This window comes from Mesobacillus sp., from assembly GCF_057785455.1.
The window spans coordinates 145,577-165,482 of the sequence record NZ_JBYNSB010000060.1; the positions used below are offsets into that span (position 1 = coordinate 145,577).

The 19,906-nt window shown below is 41.9% G+C and carries 17 protein-coding genes and 1 tRNA gene; 16 read left to right on the forward strand and 2 right to left on the reverse strand.

Annotated features, from left to right (window positions below; all coding sequences use genetic code 11):
* Positions 1-211 precede the first annotated feature (211 nt).
* From AC3EBE_RS22070 to AC3EBE_RS22080, 3 genes are all read left to right on the forward strand, one after another.
* Positions 212-1,207: a TAXI family TRAP transporter solute-binding subunit gene (locus AC3EBE_RS22070; protein ID WP_488597176.1), complete on the forward strand. Its 996-nt coding sequence runs from the start codon at positions 212-214 to the stop codon at positions 1,205-1,207.
* A 178-nt stretch (positions 1,208-1,385) separates the two neighbouring features.
* Positions 1,386-1,919, forward strand: coding sequence for a DUF1850 domain-containing protein (locus tag AC3EBE_RS22075; RefSeq protein WP_488597177.1), 534 nt, complete (start codon positions 1,386-1,388; stop codon positions 1,917-1,919).
* Positions 1,920-1,923: 4 nt separating this feature from the next.
* Positions 1,924-3,864, forward strand: coding sequence for a TRAP transporter permease (locus AC3EBE_RS22080; RefSeq protein WP_488597233.1), 1,941 nt, complete (start codon positions 1,924-1,926; stop codon positions 3,862-3,864).
* A gap of 125 nt (positions 3,865-3,989) precedes the next feature.
* On the opposite strand, the gene AC3EBE_RS22085 is transcribed toward AC3EBE_RS22080, so the two are convergent.
* Positions 3,990-4,211: a hypothetical protein gene (locus AC3EBE_RS22085; protein ID WP_488597178.1), complete on the reverse strand. Its 222-nt coding sequence runs from the start codon at positions 4,209-4,211 to the stop codon at positions 3,990-3,992.
* Between the two features lie 195 nt (positions 4,212-4,406).
* On the opposite strand from AC3EBE_RS22085, the gene AC3EBE_RS22090 reads away from it, so the two are divergent.
* The 4 genes from AC3EBE_RS22090 to AC3EBE_RS22105 all read left to right on the forward strand — a co-directional run bounded on the left by AC3EBE_RS22090 (position 4,407) and on the right by AC3EBE_RS22105 (position 7,075).
* The gene (locus AC3EBE_RS22090; RefSeq protein WP_488597179.1) at positions 4,407-5,060 is read left to right on the forward strand and encodes an NUDIX hydrolase; all 654 of its coding nucleotides are present in this window, start codon (positions 4,407-4,409) and stop codon (positions 5,058-5,060) included.
* Complete coding sequence (locus AC3EBE_RS22095; RefSeq protein WP_488597180.1) at positions 5,038-5,508, forward strand: DinB family protein; 471 nt, start codon at positions 5,038-5,040, stop codon at positions 5,506-5,508. Before AC3EBE_RS22090 ends, AC3EBE_RS22095 begins: the two co-directional genes overlap by 23 nt.
* Before the next feature lie 121 nt (positions 5,509-5,629).
* Positions 5,630-5,702 (forward strand) — tRNA-Val (locus AC3EBE_RS22100).
* 245 nt (positions 5,703-5,947) lie between these two features.
* A complete protein-coding gene (locus AC3EBE_RS22105; protein WP_488597234.1) occupies positions 5,948-7,075 on the forward strand; it encodes a DUF2515 domain-containing protein in 1,128 nt (375 codons plus the stop codon).
* A 226-nt stretch (positions 7,076-7,301) separates the two neighbouring features.
* Here AC3EBE_RS22105 and AC3EBE_RS22110 read toward each other — a convergent pair whose 3' ends face one another.
* Complete coding sequence (locus tag AC3EBE_RS22110; protein WP_488597181.1) at positions 7,302-8,189, reverse strand: LysR family transcriptional regulator; 888 nt, start codon at positions 8,187-8,189, stop codon at positions 7,302-7,304.
* A gap of 344 nt (positions 8,190-8,533) precedes the next feature.
* Here AC3EBE_RS22110 and ystJ point away from each other — a divergent pair, with 344 nt between their 5' ends.
* The 9 genes from ystJ to AC3EBE_RS22155 all read left to right on the forward strand — a co-directional run bounded on the left by ystJ (position 8,534) and on the right by AC3EBE_RS22155 (position 19,635).
* Entirely contained in the window at positions 8,534-9,739 is a 1,206-nt protein-coding gene (ystJ, locus tag AC3EBE_RS22115; RefSeq protein ID WP_488597235.1) for an NADP-dependent malic enzyme, read from the forward strand.
* An 85-nt stretch (positions 9,740-9,824) separates the two neighbouring features.
* A complete protein-coding gene (locus tag AC3EBE_RS22120; protein WP_488597182.1) occupies positions 9,825-10,247 on the forward strand; it encodes a hypothetical protein in 423 nt (140 codons plus the stop codon).
* A gap of 389 nt (positions 10,248-10,636) precedes the next feature.
* Positions 10,637-11,329: a FadR/GntR family transcriptional regulator gene (locus tag AC3EBE_RS22125; protein ID WP_488597183.1), complete on the forward strand. Its 693-nt coding sequence runs from the start codon at positions 10,637-10,639 to the stop codon at positions 11,327-11,329.
* Between the two features lie 47 nt (positions 11,330-11,376).
* Positions 11,377-12,702, forward strand: a complete 1,326-nt coding sequence (locus tag AC3EBE_RS22130; RefSeq protein ID WP_488597184.1) for an FAD-binding oxidoreductase — start codon at positions 11,377-11,379, stop codon at positions 12,700-12,702.
* A gap of 2 nt (positions 12,703-12,704) precedes the next feature.
* Positions 12,705-14,063, forward strand: coding sequence for a (Fe-S)-binding protein (locus AC3EBE_RS22135; RefSeq protein WP_488597185.1), 1,359 nt, complete (start codon positions 12,705-12,707; stop codon positions 14,061-14,063).
* Positions 14,063-15,529 (forward strand): FAD-linked oxidase C-terminal domain-containing protein, encoded by a 1,467-nt coding sequence (locus AC3EBE_RS22140; protein ID WP_488597236.1) that lies wholly within the window; start codon positions 14,063-14,065, stop codon positions 15,527-15,529. Before AC3EBE_RS22135 ends, AC3EBE_RS22140 begins: the two co-directional genes overlap by 1 nt.
* Positions 15,530-15,691: 162 nt before the next feature.
* On the forward strand, positions 15,692-17,872 hold the full coding sequence (locus AC3EBE_RS22145) for a malate synthase G (RefSeq protein ID WP_488597186.1): 2,181 nt from the start codon (positions 15,692-15,694) through the stop codon (positions 17,870-17,872).
* A 142-nt stretch (positions 17,873-18,014) separates the two neighbouring features.
* Complete coding sequence (locus tag AC3EBE_RS22150) at positions 18,015-18,797, forward strand: fumarylacetoacetate hydrolase family protein (RefSeq protein ID WP_488597187.1); 783 nt, start codon at positions 18,015-18,017, stop codon at positions 18,795-18,797.
* A 55-nt stretch (positions 18,798-18,852) separates the two neighbouring features.
* The gene (locus AC3EBE_RS22155; RefSeq protein ID WP_488597188.1) at positions 18,853-19,635 is read left to right on the forward strand and encodes an IclR family transcriptional regulator; all 783 of its coding nucleotides are present in this window, start codon (positions 18,853-18,855) and stop codon (positions 19,633-19,635) included.
* Positions 19,636-19,906: the final 271 nt, after the last annotated feature.

Consider the following 19,906-nt stretch of genomic DNA (forward strand, 5'->3'; position numbering starts at 1 on the left):
AATAACCTCCAAGTCCAATCAGTATGCCAACTATTCTTCTTGACAACACGATTTTAGCATATGTACTTATAAAAAGCTTTCCTCAAATCCATTATTAACGGGGAAAGTTACTCCTTTTCTGGAGAGATAGCAAGTATAAGGTTTGACAATTGCGTGAACTTCTATGGTAAGATTATAGTGAACAATTCTAGATGAATAAGGGGGAATTCTGATGAAAAAAAGAAAGTTTCTTTTGTTCACCGCACTAATGCTCGTTCTTTCCATGGTACTTGCAGCTTGTGGTGGCGGCGCGGATGAGAAGAAGGATGGAGAAAGCAAATCCGGAGAAAAACCAAAATTCATGAGCATTCTTACTGGTGGGACTGGCGGTATATACTTCCCGTTGGGCGGATCATTTGCAAAGATTATTAAGGATGCTACTGGCATCGAGACTAATGCTGAAACTACGGGAGCATCTGCAGAAAATATGCAGAGCATTAAAGACGAAAAAGGTGAAATTGCCTTTACCCAAACGGACATCGCTTCATATGCAACAGAAGGAAAGCTGATGTTTGATGGCAACAAGATCGACAATATCAAAGCAATCGGTACACTTTACCCAGAAACAATCCAGATCGTTACAACTGAAAAATCAGGTATTAAAACTGTTGAAGACCTAAAAGGCAAAAAAGTTTCTATTGGTGCCCCTGGATCTGGTACTGCAGCGAACGCTGAACAGATTCTTGAGGTATACGGCATGAAGCTTGAGGATATTAAAAAGCAAGACTTGAGCTTTGATGAGTCTGTTACAGGAATCAAGGATGGCACAATCGATGCTGCATTCGTTACTGCAGGTACTCCGACTGCTGCTGTAGAAGAACTTTCAGCAACAGAAAAAGTCGTTATTGTTCCTGTTGATGCAGATAAGGCAGATGAGCTCATCAAGAAGTACCCATACTATGCAAAGGAAGTTGTTCCTTCAGGCACATACAAGTTAGGATCTGAAGTGCCAACTGTTGCTGTTTTGGCAATGCTTGTTGTAAAATCTGATCTTTCTGATGAAGTTGTCTATGACATCACTAAGGCAATTTTTGAAAATCTGGACCAGGTGACTCATGCAAAAGCTAAACAAATCATGCTTGAAAACGCTCTTAACGGTGTTGGAATCGATGTACACCCTGGAGCACAGAAGTATTTTGATGAAAAAGGCGTTAAGGCTGCACAGTAATAGATTTAACATGACCGGACATAGCCATAAAGTGGCTGTGCCCGGTCAATTGCTATACTGAGTAAAAACACTACGGCTTGCCACATCAGGATAGACCGAGCTCCAAACGGTCTATTTTTTACTGTAAGAATGAACCATTCCTCCATGGGAGATATTGGACAGGCGGGGACATGTCTTTATGAATTTTTTAAAGAAAAGAACCAAATTCTTCGTGCTGTTATTCCTCATAATTGTTTTTGCAATTATCTTAGTGTACATTCCTTATAAACAGGCTCTTGTTTTTATACAGCCTGAACAAAATGATCTGCGCTGCTTTGTTCCTGTCAAAGCAGGAGACACCTTCAAAATAAAATATAAACATTCCATCCATTTATCTGATGTTATTGAAAGCTATTCTATCACCCACGAAAATGAAATTCGCCAATATGAACTGGAATATGAGGATTTTGCCATTGGCATGCCTTCAGAGCCTGATGAGGGTGAGTCATTTGAAGTTAAGGATGGGAAGTATTTCATTAAAAATATGGATAGGAAGTTCCAGTCTTTTGACCTTCGTGTCGGCAAAGTCAGAGCTAATCATACATTCATCCAGAATGAAATCTCTTACCCCTTATCAAAAGCATTCGAACCTGGAACAAGGGTAAGGATAAAAGTTCAAAAAATCAATTTAATTCAGCAATTGGAAGGAGTGAATATCCTTGACGACAAATGAAGAAATGATTTCTCAGGAAAAACAGCAGGAGCTTCTTGAAAAGTATGATCCCGAAGCTGCGACAAGAAAATTAGGCGGTACAATGGGCTGGGTTGTTTTCTTCGGGCTTCTTGCATTCTCGGTCTTTCAACTGTACACCTCCATCTTTGGTGTACTGACAGCCCAGCTTCAAAGGTCGATCCATTTAGGATTTGCACTTGCTTTAATTTTCCTTTTATTCCCGGCAAGGAAAAAAAACTTAGGCCAGAATAAAGTAGCATGGTATGACTTGGTATTGGCCCTTATCGCGATAGTTGTAGGCGCGTATTGGCCCTTAATGATTGACGAGCTTGTCAATCGTGTTGGAAGATTGACGTCACTGGATTTCTATGTAGGGCTTGCAGCAATCCTGTTAGTATTGGAAGCAACCCGTAGAACAGTGGGTCTCCCGATAACGGTGATTGCTGCACTGTTCATGGGCTATGCCCTTTATGGACCTTATATGCCAGGATTCCTGGCGCATAGAGGACTGGATTTTGAATCGCTTGTCCAAACAATGTTCTTTACCACGGAGGGGATTCTGGGAACCCCACTTGGAGTTTCAGCAACCTTCATCTTCCTATTCCTGTTATTTGGAGCCTTCCTTGTAAAAACTGGTGTAGGACAATATTTCAATGATCTCGCTGTATCGATTGCCGGAAAAAGGACAGGCGGACCTGCCAAGGTTGCTATTTTCTCAAGTGCCCTCCAGGGGACAATCAGCGGAAGTTCAGTCGCAAACGTTGTTACTTCCGGTTCCTTTACCATCCCGATGATGAAAAAGCTGGGGTATCGAAAGGAATTTGCTGGCGCTGTTGAGGCCGCTGCTTCGACCGGGGGCCAATTAATGCCGCCAATCATGGGCGCTGCCGCGTTCCTGATGGTTGAATTCATCGGTGGAGGAATCACTTACTGGGATATCGCGAAGGCAGCAGCAATCCCTGCACTGCTTTATTTCACAGGTATATGGATCATGACGCACTTCGAAGCGAAAAGAGTTGGTCTGCGCGGCCTGAAAGATGAAGAAATGCCAGACAGGAAGGCAGTCTTGAAAAAGATCTATTTGCTGCTGCCAATCCTGATTGTCATTCTCCTGATGGTCAGCGGAATGAGTATCATGCGTGCGGCATTATGGTCCATTCTTTCAACCATTGTTGTCAGTGCGTTCAGCAAGGAAACAAGAATTGGCTTCAAGGATGCAATAGATGCATTAGTTGATGGTGCACGTACTGCGTTAGGTGTTGCAGCTGCGACTGCTGCTGCTGGCATCATTGTTGGGGTAGTAACAAAGACTGGACTGGGTCTTAAGCTGGCAAACGGCCTGCTGGATCTGTCAGGAGGTTATCTCATTCCGACCTTGATGCTGACGATGGTAGCTGCACTTGTACTGGGGATGGGGTCACCAACAACAGCGAACTACGTAATCACTTCAACAATTGCGGCGCCAGCGATCATTTTGCTCGGTGTACCTGATTTGTCAGCCCATTTATTTGTATTTTACTTTGGCATTATCGCCGACATTACACCTCCAGTAGCCTTAGCGGCATTCGCGGCTGCAGGGGTATCCGGTGGAGAGCCAATTAAGACCGGTGTCAACTCGGCGAAGCTGGCGATTGCGGCTTTCATTATTCCATACATGTTCGTTCTCTCTCCTGAATTACTGATGATCGATACGACATGGTATTACGTAATTTGGGTAATTTTCACTGCAATATCTGGAATGATGGCGATTGGTGCAGGTATCATAGGCTTTTGGCTGCGGAAATTGAGCTGGTGGGAAAGAGTGCTGGGTATAGTTGGAGGAATCATGCTCATTTACCCAGAAGGTATCACAGATATCGCAGGCTTAGGTATCTTTGTTCTGCTTATTGCTTTGCAGATTCTTATTAAAGAAAAAAATACTGCAAACCCGAAGCCGGCAAATTAAGAATGGAAAAGGAGTCCTTTTGGGCTTCTTTTTTTTGCTCTTATAACGTGCATGTAAAATCTCTAAACTTTTTTGAAACTGTTTAAGCAGTAGTGCAGCCATTTAATGATCAGTAGGGGACTCGTTTAGCTTGTTCTCAGAAGCTTTCTTTTTTCAGGCATAACAGAAAGAATATTTTCCTTTTTAAAAAGCCGATTATCATTTCGAAGGAAGCAAAATGCTTTGATATAACTGCCGTGCAGCTCCTTAACTATAATTTTGCGATGTGTGATTTCGTTATTTGCGGCCAGGTAAATCATTTCTACTGCCTGTTGATTTTCAAGTGATTTTGTTAAAAGATGATTCATCTCATTCACTCCTTTGTTATTATATTATACCCGAACGTTTGTTTTGTATTCAATAAATAAGAACAATTGTTCGTTTTATTTTTTGGGTAAAATGATATAATTTTTTTGTCAGGCTTTTTAAAACATTTTTACCAGTTTTCGGGGTTACAATTGTAATTATTAAATTATGTGACCGAATAAAATGGAGGCTTTGTGATGGAAAATGAAATGCTAAAAATCTTTGATGAATCGGGAAAGAAGATTGGAACAGCACCAAGAGCTGAAGTACATAAAATGGGCCACTGGCATGAAACGTTCCATTGCTGGTTTACCGAAAGGATAGGCGGAGAGGATTTTATCTTTTTGCAAATCCGGAGTGCCGATAAAAAGGATTATCCTAATTTATTGGATATTACTGCTGCAGGACATATTTTGGCTAATGAAAATTCCCTCGATGGATTAAGAGAACTCAAGGAGGAGCTTGGTGTGGAACTGTCCATGGAGGAGCTTTTCTCTGTGGGGATCATCAAGGATTCACTCAAGAGCCCAAACTTTAATGATAATGAATTATGCCATGTTTACCTTTATAACCAGCATGTGCCAGATGAAATATACAAGCTGCAAAAAGAAGAAGTGTCTGGAATAGTGAGAGTTAGTGTAAAAGCCTTCGAGGAGCTCTGGTTTAACAAAATTAATGAAATTAATGCATTCGGATTTAAAGTGATGGAAAATGGTCAAAAGGAATTTATAACTTTGGAAGTGAAAAAAGAGAACTTTGTACCACATGAGGATTCATATATTAATAATGTTATGAAGGCAATAAAGGAGTTGGAACGGGGGACGCAGAATGCAAAAGATGTTTCACTATAATTGGGCGGTAAGAAACGACTGGTATAATTGGTGTGAAGAGGTGGAAAGGGAAGAATTGCTCCTTAAAAGAACAGGAGGAGTAGGCGGGATTCTTCAAACACTGTTTCATGTAATTGATGTGGAATGGAGCTGGATTCGCCTGCTGCAGGGCAAGGATGATTTTCAGGAGGACTTTGAGAAATATAAATCTCTGGAAAAGGTAATGCAGCTTGATAGGCAATTTAAAACAGAGGTTGAAGTGTTTGTTCTTGCCTGGAATGATGAGATGGAAAGCAATCTCTTAAAAATTTCCGGATCTGATGGCAGTATCGAGACCTTCACATGGGGTGAGATCATGCGGCATGTCATTGCTCATGAAATCCATCATATCGGGCAAATTTCGGTCTGGTCCAGGGAAATTGGCAAGAAGCCAGTTAATGCGAATGTTATCGGGCGAAACCTTTTTTAGATCTCTAACAAACCTTTGGTAACGGTACATGATAAGAAAAGTTAAAGTTATTTATTGACTTAGATAGAATTCTAGTATATATTAATAAATGTCCTCACTATGGAGGACAAACTAAATAAACGATTCCTTAGCTCAGCTGGGAGAGCGCTACCTTGACAGGGTAGAGGTCGCTGGTTCGAACCCAGTAGGAATCATACTTTTGAGAAGCGCGAATCTCTTCCATAGAGGCTCGCGTTTTTTTTTGCGCCCAAAAGCAGATTATCTTCCTTCACATTTTCATTTCCCCCTTTCCCTCTTGAAGCCAGCTTAAATACATACTCATCAACCTGCAAAATCTTAAATAAACTATCAAGGAAAACACTTGAACAACACGGAGAAGGAGTTAATACCTGAAGGCTGGTCACTGCCATTAATCCAATCAATAAAAGGAGGTTTGGCCATTTTTTTGTTTAAGAAGAAACGAGAGCAAACTCAAGCAGAGATTCTTAAAGACCAATTGCAAAGGAGGAAAAAATTAAGCACATCAAAAAAACCTTCAAAGGAAGAAATAGAGATTATAGGCCGAATCAAGCAGAAAACGAAAGAATTGAATGCTAACAATATCACGAGAACGAAGGCCTATTTGGATTTTTACCAAGAGCACCCAGAAATCCACTGGGCATTTTTAGCTCATATGGTCTCCCGGAATGGCGGCTGGAGCATGACAGATTTGAAGGGTGAACTTTTATCCAGGCTCTTATCTAAAAAGCAAAAAGAAGCTTTTTTCTCCTTTATCGAACGGGGGAATTGGCTGATTTTTCAGGATGCCTACACGCAGCTGCTGCTTTATGAGGAAAGCCTGAAAAGGGGGAAACCCTTATATCATCTGTTTCCATATTTTCATATCTCAATCTTTATGGAAACCGTGTGGAGCTTTTTTTGGAGGAACCAGGATTCAGCACTTCTTACAACTGCACTCATCATAAATGAACAAAATTACATTGAGAAGAGAATCATTCAAAATCATAAATATAAAACAGAAGTCTTTAAGACAATAGAATTCGAATTGCAGGATTTGTTGTCATTTAATCTTATTCTTTTTCCTTACAAAGAAAAAGGTGTCCTAAATCTGGCGGGCCAGACAGTGAATCAATTTGAATCATTGAATCAACGAATTTTATTGGGGAAGAAACTGTACGCCATCCTGTTTAAAACAGATATTTTAACAGATGTTGTTGAATGGGCAAAGAGCCGCCCGCACACTGGTTCAAGGAAGGATTATTGGCCGCAGATTTTCAATAATGTCCATGAAGGTATTCCAGGTTTTAATTATCAAATTAAATTAAGCTCCTGCCGGTTAAAGGTGGGAGCAAGAAAAATATATAGTCCACTGCTTGAAAATGCATGGAAAGATATCGACCATGAAGATGCTGAGGATGGAGAATGGTTTACTGACATGAATGTGTTGGATTATATCAAGGAATCTGATCAAGCACCAGACGGTAGAATAGAAGCAGAGTATTGTAAAACCTTGGAGAGGCTGGAACTTGCGGCCTTTGCGAAGAAGGTATTTTCCATCCTCGATTAAGCAAGGATTACTGTGTCACCTTACTGCAAGTACAACCTGCATGATCAAAAGACTAGAGCGGCCGAATAAACCAATTTAAGCAGGTAGAGCAGTTTGATGAAATACTAAATCCATTGTAAATAAGAAAAAGTCTGATCCAGGGACCAGCCTGTATCAGACTTTTTTATTGTTGAATTATTGAGCTCTTTCTTATAATTCAATTTACCAAGCTTATGTAAATGAATTTTCAGATTGCCAAGTACTGTTGGGAAGTTGAAATGAATTCACGGACAGCAAAGCTTAAGTATTTTTCCTTTTTCCAGATAAGCCCTAGTTCTAAATCGACAGCTGACCTTTCGAAGGGGAGGACGGAAATTTCCTTGTTGTTGAGATTCTCGCAAATCTTGCTGGGCAAAAGCGCAACCCCCATTTTTCCCTCGACCATTCCTAGGAGGAAGTCCTTCTGGGAACTTTCACACACAATATTCGGCTGGAAGTCATTTTTTGAACATTCCTTAATAATGAGATCATAAAGAGTGAAGTCTTTTCGGTATAAAATAAAAGGTTCATTTTTTAAGTCAGAGAAATGCACGGTATTTTTTGAAGCTAACGGGTGCCCGCTATGAACAATTAACCTTAAAGGATCTTTAATCACATTAATGATCTCGAAATTGCTGCCTTGAGCAGGCAATGTGCAAATAAGCCCAATATCCAATGAACCATCATCGACCCCCTGTTTAATTTTTTTCGTGCCAACTTCCGTTAAGGTAATTTTGATCAGCGGGTATTTCTCCTTGAAATAACTGATCATTTTGGAGAAAAATGCGGCGCCGACTATAGGGGGAATTCCAATCCGTATCTCCCCGCTATTAAGCTCCATCAGGTCCGTTAATTCCAGGGTCAGGTTTTTAAATGCATTCAATACTATTTTGGCATTCATCAATACAGCTTTTCCTGCATCCGTTAATTCCAACTGCTTCGAAGATCGGTAGAATAACGGAACTCCTAATTCCCCTTCTAAGTTCTTGATTGCTTTGCTGATTGATGGCTGAGATACATGGAGCGTCTGTGATGCTTTTGTAAAACTTAAATGCTTAGCTACCTCTGAAAAGTATTCGAGATGCCGTATGTCCAATTAATATTCCCTCCTGAAAGTTCAAGGTTTATTTTTTTATAATTTTCTAACATTTTAAAGTAAAATGAATCTCTAAGTCTACCTTCAAGTATCCAAACTTTTCTATAAGTTCGCAGCGTTATAGACAAATTGCATAAAGCATATAGAATATATGTATTTTATTTATAAAGTGATGCCATTATATAATGAACTAAATTCATATTGACATTGCAAAAAAAGTCAGATAATTAACGATTTTCAGTTATTTATTGCCGGAGAGGAATTTTTAAAAAACATTCTACGTTTTTCCTTCCTCAGAAACACAGCAATCTGAAGCAGTAAAAAGTTTAAAGGAGATGGTTATGATGAGCAATTTGCAAACAGAATCATTATTTCTTCACGAGAAATTTAAAGGGAAGCTATCTGTAGAAGTGAAAATGCCTTTGAACACTATGAAAGATCTAAGTCTGGCATATTCACCGGGAGTAGCAGAGCCATGTAAGCAAATACACGCGCATCCTCACCAAGTCTATGATTATACAATTAAAGGCAATTTAATTGCTGTAGTATCCGACGGAACATCCGTACTTGGACTGGGAGATATTGGCCCTGAGGCAGCGATGCCAGTAATGGAAGGGAAGGCTGCGCTGTTTAAAGCATTCGCTGGTATTGATGCCGTACCTATTTGTCTGGACACCAAAGACCCGGAAGAGATTATTAGAACAGTAAAGCTGCTGCAGCCTACCTTTGGAGGAATCAATTTAGAGGATATTGCATCCCCGAACTGTTTTTATATCGAGGAACGTTTAAAAAAGGAAATGAATATACCAGTTTTCCATGATGACCAGCATGGAACGGCAATTGTAACTGCAGCAGGCTTATTAAATTCTTTAAAGCTTGTTAATAAAAAAATTGATGAAATTAAAGTGGTCATCAATGGTGCCGGTGCTGCCGGAATCGCGATCATTAAACTGCTGCTTAAAATGGGTGTGAACGACATAATCATGTGTGATACAAAGGGAGCGATTTATGAAGGCAGGCAGGAGGGAATGAATCCGCTTAAGGAGTCGGTGTCCAAGATCACAAATAAAAATAAACTTAAAGGATCGTTATCAAATGTGATTGCCGGGGCTGATGTCTTTATTGGAGTGTCATCTGCAGGAGCACTTACTATGGAAATGGTGAAAACGATGGCTTACGATTCAATCATTTTTGCTATGGCCAACCCTGTACCGGAAATTATGCCGGAGGACGCTAAGGCAGCAGGTGCTAGAGTAATAGGGACCGGCCGTTCTGATTTGCCGAACCAGGTGAACAATGTCCTTGCCTTTCCAGGGATTTTCAGAGGAGCGTTAGATGTATTAGCCACCGATATTAATGATGAAATGAAGGAAGCAGCAGTTAAAGCGATAGCAGGCTTGATCAATACTGATGAATTGGCTGAGAATTATGTTATTCCAGGCCCGTTGGACAGCAGGGTCGTGCCAGCAGTGAGAGCGGCTGTCGCGAAGGCTGCCCAGGAAACTGGAGTTGCACGTAAGGAAACTTTTCAAACTCAATTAGTGGAATAAATATTTTTTACTCTAAAGGCTCTGTAGAATCCCAATGTTGTTCATACCCCTGTAACAGCCTTGTTTTACAGAGCAATTCTAAAAAATGTTACGCTGGAATAAGGAGATTACAGACTTATACATTATTTCAGCAGCGAAGCATTACTTGAATCATTCGATGGAACATAAGCCTTTAGAAAAAATAAAAGTAAGGAGAATGATTGAGTTGAAAATATATGAAGTGGTCTATACAAAGGAAATGCTTCGCGGTGAATTGATTGAAAATATGTATGCGGTCTATGAGGAAACTGAATGTAAGATCTATAAAAAAGAGGATGGCAATTTAGTTGAAAAGGACTGCCGAATTCAAAAGCACCTCACAATATTTAAAGGGAATTCTTATTCTTCATTGCTGAGAATTAAAACGTACCAAATTGAAGATGAAAAAATTAAGGATTTACGTGAAATGATCATGAATGACTTTCCGGCATTATTTAAAGATAGACTCTATTCCCGCAGAGCCGTATAAATGTCTAATGGATATGACCGAAGAAATACAAAACAGGATAGGGCCACACTATCCCGTTTTGTATTTTTTTATTTTTGTCTACATACTTCTCGATGCTCCCAATTGGACCTTCGGGATTGAAATAAAAATGTAATCTGAGTATGGGTTCGTTCCTTCTAATCTATAAATTTTTTTAGCATAAGACTTTTGTTAAATAAAGTACAGATGTTGGGCTGCCAGAGTTAAGCTTCCAAGATAATAGTTTTAAAAATATTATATCAGAAAACTGATTAATTTGATTTTTTTATATTTTCACACAATTTCTTGATTTTAGCTTGATTAGGTGCTTAAATATAATAAAGTATGTCACTTATCAGATATGTGATATCTGAAAAGGAAGGGGTGAATAAGTGAAAATCGAAAAGATCTCTACGAAAAAAGTTTCTGAGTCTGTAACAGAACAAATCGAAAACATGATCGAAGCAGGTACCTTCCTTCCCGGTGAAAAGCTGCCTTCGGTCCGTGAACTTTGCGATATGTTCGGAGTTGGCCGTTCAGCTGTCAGGGATGCCATTACTACCCTCAAAGGGAAAGGGGCTGTAACGGTCAAGCAGGGAGAAGGTACATATATTTGCAAATTTGACTCTGGGAAAATCTTGAACAGCCATCTGCTGCTCCCAAGCTCCAAGGACATCAGCCAGCTATTTCAAGTCAGGAAGCTCCTGGAGCCTGGCATCGCAGAGATTGCTGCGGAAAACAGGTCCGAAAAGGACTTGAAGTATATGGAAGACCTCCTTTATGACAGCGGTGATAACAGCTGGGAAGCGGATTATAATTTCCATCTCGCAATAGCCAAAGCTGCTGGAAATGAGGTGCTCGTGCAGCTTCTCGAATTTATCTCAGCCTCCATGAAAAAGACGATGATTGGTTTTCATCAGTTTATTGAAGAGGACAAGAAGGTTTTTAAAGAAATCAATTCACAGCACAGCCAAATCTTTCAAAGCATTCTTAACCAAAAGCCTGCTCAGGCAAAACAGATCATGCAGGAGCATTTGGATTATGTAGAAACACTGCTAAAGACAAATTCTGTTTTAAATGTATAAAGTTCAAATCATTTTGTTTCTTGAACAGAAACAGTTGGAGGGCTGCAATGATTACGACCGGGCTATTATCGGAAATAAAATCTATTTTTCCTGATGTTCGTATTCTTGAATCAGGAAGCGAAGCAAACCCCTTCGGCAATGGCGGAACCGTAACTGTGTTCCCGTCTTCCGAAGAGGAAATTGCCAGTCTATTGAAATATGCGAATGATACGAACAAAAAGATTAATGTTATTGGCAGCGGCACTAAAAGGGGATATGGCGGTACAGCTGAAAACGCAGATATCCTTTTATCCCTGGAAAACTATAAAGGCATGGTAGAACATGTTCCAGGTGATATGACTCTTACGGTCAAACCAGGCACCGCTTTTAATGAAATCCAGGATTACTTGCTTGAATACAATCAGAAGATTGCTCTTGATCCATTCCTGCCTGCCCAATCCACAATCGGCGGCATAATCGCCTCAAATGAAAGCGGTCCCAAGCGGCTTGGCTATGGATCTGCCCGAGATGCGGTAATTGGCCTGAGGATAGTTTATCCTGACGGGAAGGTCATCCGTTCAGGGGGTAAAGTGGTTAAAAATGTCGCAGGCTATGACATGAACAAGCTTTTTATTGGAGCTATGGGGACGCTTGGCGTAGTATCCGAAATCACCCTGAAGCTCCGTCCAATCACAAAAGCAGAGAGTCTTTTATTGCTTAAGTTTCCAGGAGCCAGCATGGAAACCGTAAAAGCATTTGCCATTCAAATCCTCGATACAATAGTTGAGCCAGTGGCCCTTGAATTGATGAATCCAGCCCTTTCTGGAAAACTGATAAATGAGAAAGTTTTTGCCCTGGCAATCAGTTTTGAAGATGTTGAAAGCTCAGTTCAATATCAGGAGGAATTTGTCCGGAACATCCAGCCATCTGGTACAGAGCTTAGCGTCCTAAAGGAGCAGGATGCAAAATCCTTTTGGGCAGAATTTTATGGGAATGTTCCAAACGCAAATGAACCAGTCGATGGGAATGAAATAGAAGCTGCACTGAAAATTGGCACAGTGAACATGGATGTTACTGAAATTCTGAAAGCCTGTGAGACAGTTCAGGACACACATAACCTCCTTGTTGAAGCACACGGCGGCCTTGGACATGGTATATCGCAGGTGGTGCTGAGAGGAGCAGAACAAGATATTATCTCTGCTATCCAAACATTAAGAGAGAAGGCAGTCCAGCTGAATGGATACGCAGTTGTGAAGCATTTGCCGCTAGCCTTGCGCAGGCAAGTCAAAGTATGGGGAGAAAAGCCGGCTTATCAATTTTTATTGGACGGGGTCAAAGCTAAAGTGGATCCAAATCGAATCTTGAATCCAGGACGTTTTGTGGGAGGGATATAATTGTGAGTTTAAGAGAAATGGATTTTAAGCAGGAACCAGCTTGTGCACCTAATACTTTAAGCAATTACCTCTGGAGTGATCCGCCTGATGAAAATAAATGGGCAGATTGCGTCCATTGCGGAATGTGCCTGGAATCATGTCCGACATACGAGCTTACCGGACAGGAACAGCACTCTCCCCGCGGAAGGGTCCATTTGATAAAGTCTGTTGCAGAAGGCAAGCTCACAGTGAATGAGCAGTTCATGGATCCAGTGTTTGCATGCCTGGACTGCCGTGCCTGTACTACTGCGTGCCCGGCAGATGTAAATGTGGGCGGCTTAATTGAAGAAGCGCGTGGCCAAATCCGTCAGGCAATGCCATTGACGGGCTGGAAAGGGGCAGTGAATAAACTTTTCCTTCAGGAATTATTCCCGCACCAAAATCGCCTGAATTCATTAGGCAGCCTGTTGAAATTTTACCAAAAGAGCGGCATTCAGAAGGCAGTCCGCAAGACGGGGCTGATCAATATCATGCCGAAGCACCTTGTGGAAATGGAAGCCATTATGCCTGAAGTGAATGAGCCAGTGCGGAAAAAATATAAGGATGTCGATGTCATCAAAGCTAAGACGGAAACAAAGAATGAAGTCGCGATGCTTACTGGATGCGTAATGGATGTGATGTTCAGCGATGTCAATGAAGCAACAATAAATGTTTTGACCCGTAACGGCAACGATGTCATCATTCCTCGGAATCAGACATGCTGCGGCGCGCTCCATGTACATGCGGGAGACAGGGAGACAGGAAGGAAGCTTGCAAAGAAAAACATTGAAGCATTCATGGATGCTGATAAGGTAATAGTCAACGCAGCCGGATGCGGCAGCATGCTTAAGGAATATCATGAATTATTCCGTGATGATCCAGAATGGCATGATAAAGCAGTGGAGTTCTCGAATAAGGTTGAGGACATCTCAAAATACCTCCATGATACCGGTTACGAAAAGCCAAAAGCAGAAATGAATGTCAGGATGACTTACCATGATGCCTGCCACCTTGCCCACGGACAGGGTATACGCCAGGAACCGCGTGATATTCTCCTTGATATTCCAGGAGTAGAAATGGTGCATATGCCGAATTCCGACCGCTGCTGCGGAAGTGCAGGGATTTATAACATTACAAACCCGGATATGGCTGGTGCCATCCTTGACAGCAAGATGGAAAATGTTCCGGAGGATGTAGAAATGATTTCGATGGGAAATCCAGGCTGTATGCTCCAGATGGCAGTAGGAGTACAAAAGCATGGAAGGAACCAGAAGGTTGTGCATACAATCCAGCTGCTTGACTGGGCATATCAAAAGGAAGACAGTCTGAAGGAGGGGAAATGATGGCTAAAAAAGGCATACAATCGAAGGACCAACATATTTTGAATCTTGCCGGAATTGTAGGGTATGACCCGGTCAGAAAGTCCATCCTTTACGATAAGGAAGACCTCCTGGCATATGATTGTGACGGTTTTACAATTCATAAGCATTTGCCAAAGGCAGTTGTTTTTCCAAAAAATACGGAAGAAGTGGCGGCAATCGTTAAATATTGCCATGAGAATGATCTGCCATTTCTTGCAAGAGGCGCAGGAACAGGGCTTAGCGGCGGAGCAATACCGCTGAATGGAGAAGTCATCATCAGCATGGTCCGGATGAAAAAACTGCTTAGCGTAGATTTTGAAAACAGGCGTGCAGTTGTTGAGCCGGGATTTGTCAACCTTAAACTGACAAACTCTATTTCCGATAAAGGGTATTACTATGCTCCAGACCCATCAAGTCAATATTGCTGCACGATTGGCGGCAATGTTGCTGAAAATGCTGGGGGGGCACACTGTTTGAAATATGGGGTAACAACCAACCATATCCTCGGATTAGAGGTCGTTATGCCAAATGGGGAAATCATTGATATAGGAAAAAATGGAGTCCCTGATCTGCCAGGGTATGACCTGCTGGGTTTATTGACAGGATCGGAAGGAACTTTAGGGATTGTAACCAAAATAACTGTAAGGATACTGAAAAATCCTGAAGGAAAGCAGACAGTGCTTGCCTATTTCGATAATGTGGCCGATGGGAGCAAAGCTGTTTCTGATATCATTTCAGCTGGAATTGTGCCTGCAGCCCTTGAAATGATGGATAAAACAGCCATTCAGGGTGTTGAGGCGGCAGCATTTCCGGTCGGGCATCCACAGGATATCGAGGCCGTACTGCTGATAGAAGTGGATGGAATTGCAGCCGGTATTGATGAGCAAATCAACCAGATACTTGAGGTCTGCAAAAATAATAATGTACGTGAGGTAAAAGCGGCCCAAAGCGAACAGGAAAGAGCAAGATGGTGGGCAAACCGTAAAACTGGTTTCGGTGCCATGGGAGCGATTTCACCTGACTATTTAGTTCAGGACGGTGTAATTCCTCGAAGCAGACTGCCAGAAGTACTAAAACGCATCAATGAAATCAGTGACGAGTTTGGACTCAGAATCGCTAACATTTTTCACGCAGGGGACGGCAATCTCCATCCACTGGTTCTGTTTGATGCCCGGAAGCCGGGGGAAACGGAAAGAGCTCTCGAGGCAGGCAGCCTGTGTTTGAAGGTGTGTGCGGATGTTGGAGGCACCATAACCGGAGAGCACGGGGTTGGTATCGAAAAAAGGGAAGAGATGCGTTTTGTTTTTACGGACGAGGAAATACTGGCACAGACAGAAATACGGCAAGTATTTAATTCTAAAAATCTATTGAATGCCGGAAAATTATTCCCGTCTCCTAGCCGTTGTGCAGAGGTAAAAAAAGAAATCGCAGCAGCCTCATCTTTATAGTTGTCTGAATAGTTAAAAACGATAAAAAATTTAGTTAAAATGTTTGAAAAAGCTTTCAAAAGCATGGTATGATTTTTTTAAGGAATATAAGAAACGGTGTTGCGTAATAAGAAACAAAAGTATTACGCACCCGTTTGTGATCTCAAAGGAGGAAATGAATCAATGGCAGAGTATGTAAAAACGGGTAATTTACAGGTAGCATCTGAACTCTATGAATTTATTAATTCCGAAGTCCTTCCAGGATCTGAAGTCGATCAGGAGCAGTTCTGGGCGGGGCTGGGCAGCCTTGTTAACGATCTTGCCCCAAAAAACAAGGAACTATTGGAAATCAGGGATGAGATCCAGGTGAAATTGAATGAATGGCACCGGGAAAACAACGGGAATTTCGATTTCGAAAAATATAAATCCTTCCTTGAAGGAATTGGCTATTTAGAACCAGAGGCGGAAGACTATAATATCACTACTGAAGATGTCGATGCGGAAGTCGCATATCAGGCAGGCCCGCAGCTTGTGGTTCCAGTCAACAATGCCCGCTATGCGATCAACGCAGCAAACGCCCGTTGGGGAAGCCTTTACGATGCTCTTTATGGAACGGATGCAATTAGTGAAGAAGACGGAGCTGAAAAAGGACTCGGCTACAATCCGGTAAGGGGAGAAAAAGTCATTGCATATGGCAGAAACTTTCTGGATAAAGCTGCTCCATTAGCTGAAGGATCCCATAAAGATGCTGAGAAATATGCGATTGTTGACGGAAAGCTGGCGGTTACTCTTGCTGGAGGCAAATCAACAGGTCTTCAAGAAGAAGGAAAATTGGCTGGCTACCAGGGAAGTGCAGAAGAGCCACAGGCTGTATTGTTAAAAAATAACCGTCTGCACTTTGAAATCCAGATCGACCATAACCATCCGATTGGTAAGACCGATAAAGCTGGTGTCAAGGACATTCTGCTTGAAGCCGCTCTGACAACCATCATGGATTGCGAGGATTCAGTAGCAGCAGTAGATGCAGAGGATAAAGTGGTCGTTTACAGGAATTGGCTTGGATTGCAAAAAGGAAACCTATCTGCCACTTTCAATAAGGGTGGAAGAAGCATGACAAGAACAATGAACCCGGACCGTCAATACACTGCTCCAAATGGTGAGGAATTCAGCCTGAATGGCCGTTCGGTCATGTTTGTCCGCAATGTAGGACATTTGATGACCAGCAATGCTGTCCTTGATGATCAGGGAAATGAGGTACCAGAAGGAATCCTTGATACAGTTTTTACAAGCTTAATTGCCAAGCATTCTGTGATTGGAAATACTAAGTACCAAAACTCCTCAAAGGGTTCTGTATATATTGTTAAACCAAAAATGCATGGTTCCAGAGAAGTAGCCTTTTCAAATGAATTGTTCGATCGCGTCGAAGATCTTGTTGGACTCGAGCGCCATACTTTAAAAATTGGCGTAATGGATGAGGAACGCCGCACAAGCCTTAATCTGAAAGCATGTATCCGTGAAGTAAAAGACAGGGTAGTATTTATTAATACAGGATTCCTTGACCGTACGGGAGATGAAATGCACACTTCCATGGAAGCAGGGCCAATGGTCCGCAAGAATGATATGAAAGCATCTGTATGGCTTCAGGGCTATGAAAAATCAAATGTTACAACAGGATTGGGTGTTGGCTTCCAGGGCAAAGCCCAAATCGGAAAAGGTATGTGGGCAATGCCTGATTTAATGGGGCCGATGCTTGAACAAAAAATCGGCCACTTGAAAGCGGGAGCGAACACAGCATGGGTGCCATCTCCAACAGCTGCAACCCTGCATGCCCTACATTACCATGAAGTAGACATCTTTGAAGTACAAAATGAACTGGCAAATGGATCAAAAGACTACAGAGATGATATCCTGCAAATTCCTGTTGCTGAAAACCCACAGTGGACAGCTGAGGAAATCCAGGAAGAGCTTGATAATAATGCACAGGGAATTCTTGGCTACGTAGTTCGCTGGGTTGAGTCGGGCATTGGCTGCTCCAAAGTACCTGATATCAATGATGTAGGATTGATGGAAGACCGTGCTACTCTAAGGATCTCCAGCCAGCATATGGCCAATTGGCTGCACCATGGAATCTGCACGAAAGAGCAGGTGCTTGAGACATTGCAGCGGATGGCCAAGGTCGTGGATAAGCAGAATGAGCTTGATCCGGATTACCGTCCAATGGCTGACGACTATGACAATTCTGTTGCCTTCCAGGCTGCCTGTGATCTGGTATTCCTTGGATATGATCAGCCGAATGGCTATACTGAGCCAATCCTGCATCGCCGCCGCCAGGAAGCAAAAGCGAAGTTTGCCGTGAAAAACTAATCCTTAACATTGCTGTAAGGGGCATTCTAACTCAGTTTAGGGTGCCCTTACGCACATATGCAGTGATGTTTAATCTATTTTGAGATTCCGAGCTTACATAAATAGCTCTAAAAAAATTGCTGAGGACGAAAGGGGCAGAATCATGAAATTTGCTAGATTTAAAGCTGACAATAAAGTTTTATCAGGAGTGGTCACAAACGGAACAATCCAGGAAATCTCGGGGGATATTTTTGGCGATTGGGATTACACAGGCAAGGTTTTCGATGCTGAAGAGGTTTCCTTGCTGTCCCCGCTTGTTCCTAACCAGATCATTGGCATAGGGGCGAACTTCGTTGCCAGGAAAGAAGACCTGCCTTCGGAACTTCCTGAGGTGCCTGTGTTTTTCTTTAAACCTGTATCATCGGTGATCGGCACCGACGAAGAGATTATTATTCCAGAAGGAGCGGAACAGGTTAAGTTCGAATCAGAGCTTGCTGTTGTAATCGGCAAGGAAGCGAAAAATGTTCCTGAGTCTGAAGTGCTGGATTATGTTTTTGGCTATACCATCGGAAATGATGTTACCGCACCGAAGTTTTTCCACCCGGATGGACATTGGACAGTCGGTAAGTCTTTTGATACATTCACGCCATTGGGGCCTGTGATTGAAACAGAGCTTGACCATGAAAATGTGCGAGTCAAGGCTCATCTCAACGGGACTGAGAAGCAAAATAGTCCTGCCGAGCTGATGATCATTCCTGTCAAAAAAATGATTTCTTATTTGTCAAAGGTAATGACATTGAAGCCCGGGGATGTTATTTTGACAGGAAGTCCTGTTGGAGCAGAACTGGTTGGTAAAGGTGATGTGATAGAGTGCCAGATTGACGAAATTGGAACTCTTAAGAATGTTTTTGCAACAGTAAAGGAAAAAACGACTGCCGGCTATTAATAAACTGATTAAAAGAATAGTTGGAAGGCAGCAGCTGTATTATGAGGTGAGTGTTTTGGAAAGAGAAAATGTAGTCAAATCGGTCAGCCGCGCTCTTGATATCATCCATTTGGTAGGAATGAAAAAAGGCGGACTTGGTGTTACCGAGATTGCTAAGCAGATCGACATTAATAAAAGCTCTGTCTACCGGATTTTATCTACGCTTGCCCAATATGGCTATATTGAACAGGATGAAGTGACCGGCAGGTATAAACTTGGATATAAATTTCTGGAGATCAGCTCAAAGCTGCTCGATTCAATTGATTTAAGAACGGAAGCCCGGCCTTTCCTCCAGGAGCTTGAAAACGAAACGAACGAGGTAATCCATCTAGTTGTATATGACCAGGGAGAGGTCGTGTACATTGAAAAACTGGAAGGGAACGAAACGCTCAGGATGCATTCCAAGGTTGGAAAACGGGCGCCTATGCACTGTACATCTGTTGGAAAGGCGATCATGGCTCATCAGCCATCAGGTATAGTCCATGAAATAGTCGATCGTAAAGGACTGCCGATGCATACAGAAAAAACCATCACAGATAAAGATACACTCTTTCAGGAGCTGGTGAAGGTGAAGCAGGAAGGGTATGCACTGGATCTGGAGGAAAACGAAAATGGGATCACCTGTATCGCCGTGCCGATTTTTGACCATTCTGGAAATGTGACTGCGGCTGTGAGTATTTCAGGGCCTACGATGAGAATGAGTGCAGAAAGGCTGGAGCAGCTTAAAGAAGAAATCCTTCGCACAGGAAAACTTATCTCTAGCAGATTGGGTTATACCAAACAAAACCAAATGATTTGATAAAAAGATTTGCCCAAATAATTTAATATTATTTTGGGCAAATTTTTTTTGTTTGTTTTTTTGAGACAAAAGGCCAAAATAGGGGATATTGGGAATCTGCCATTGGAACCATCAGAGTAAAAAAAGTTGAACTAATATTTACTTCTTATAATCCAAGAGGAGCCTTAAATAGCAACATAAAAATGATAGAAAAGCAGACCAGGTAATTATCGTTTATTTTCATAGAATAATAATCAAAATTTTCGCAAAATTGTTGATATTTTAACTGGAA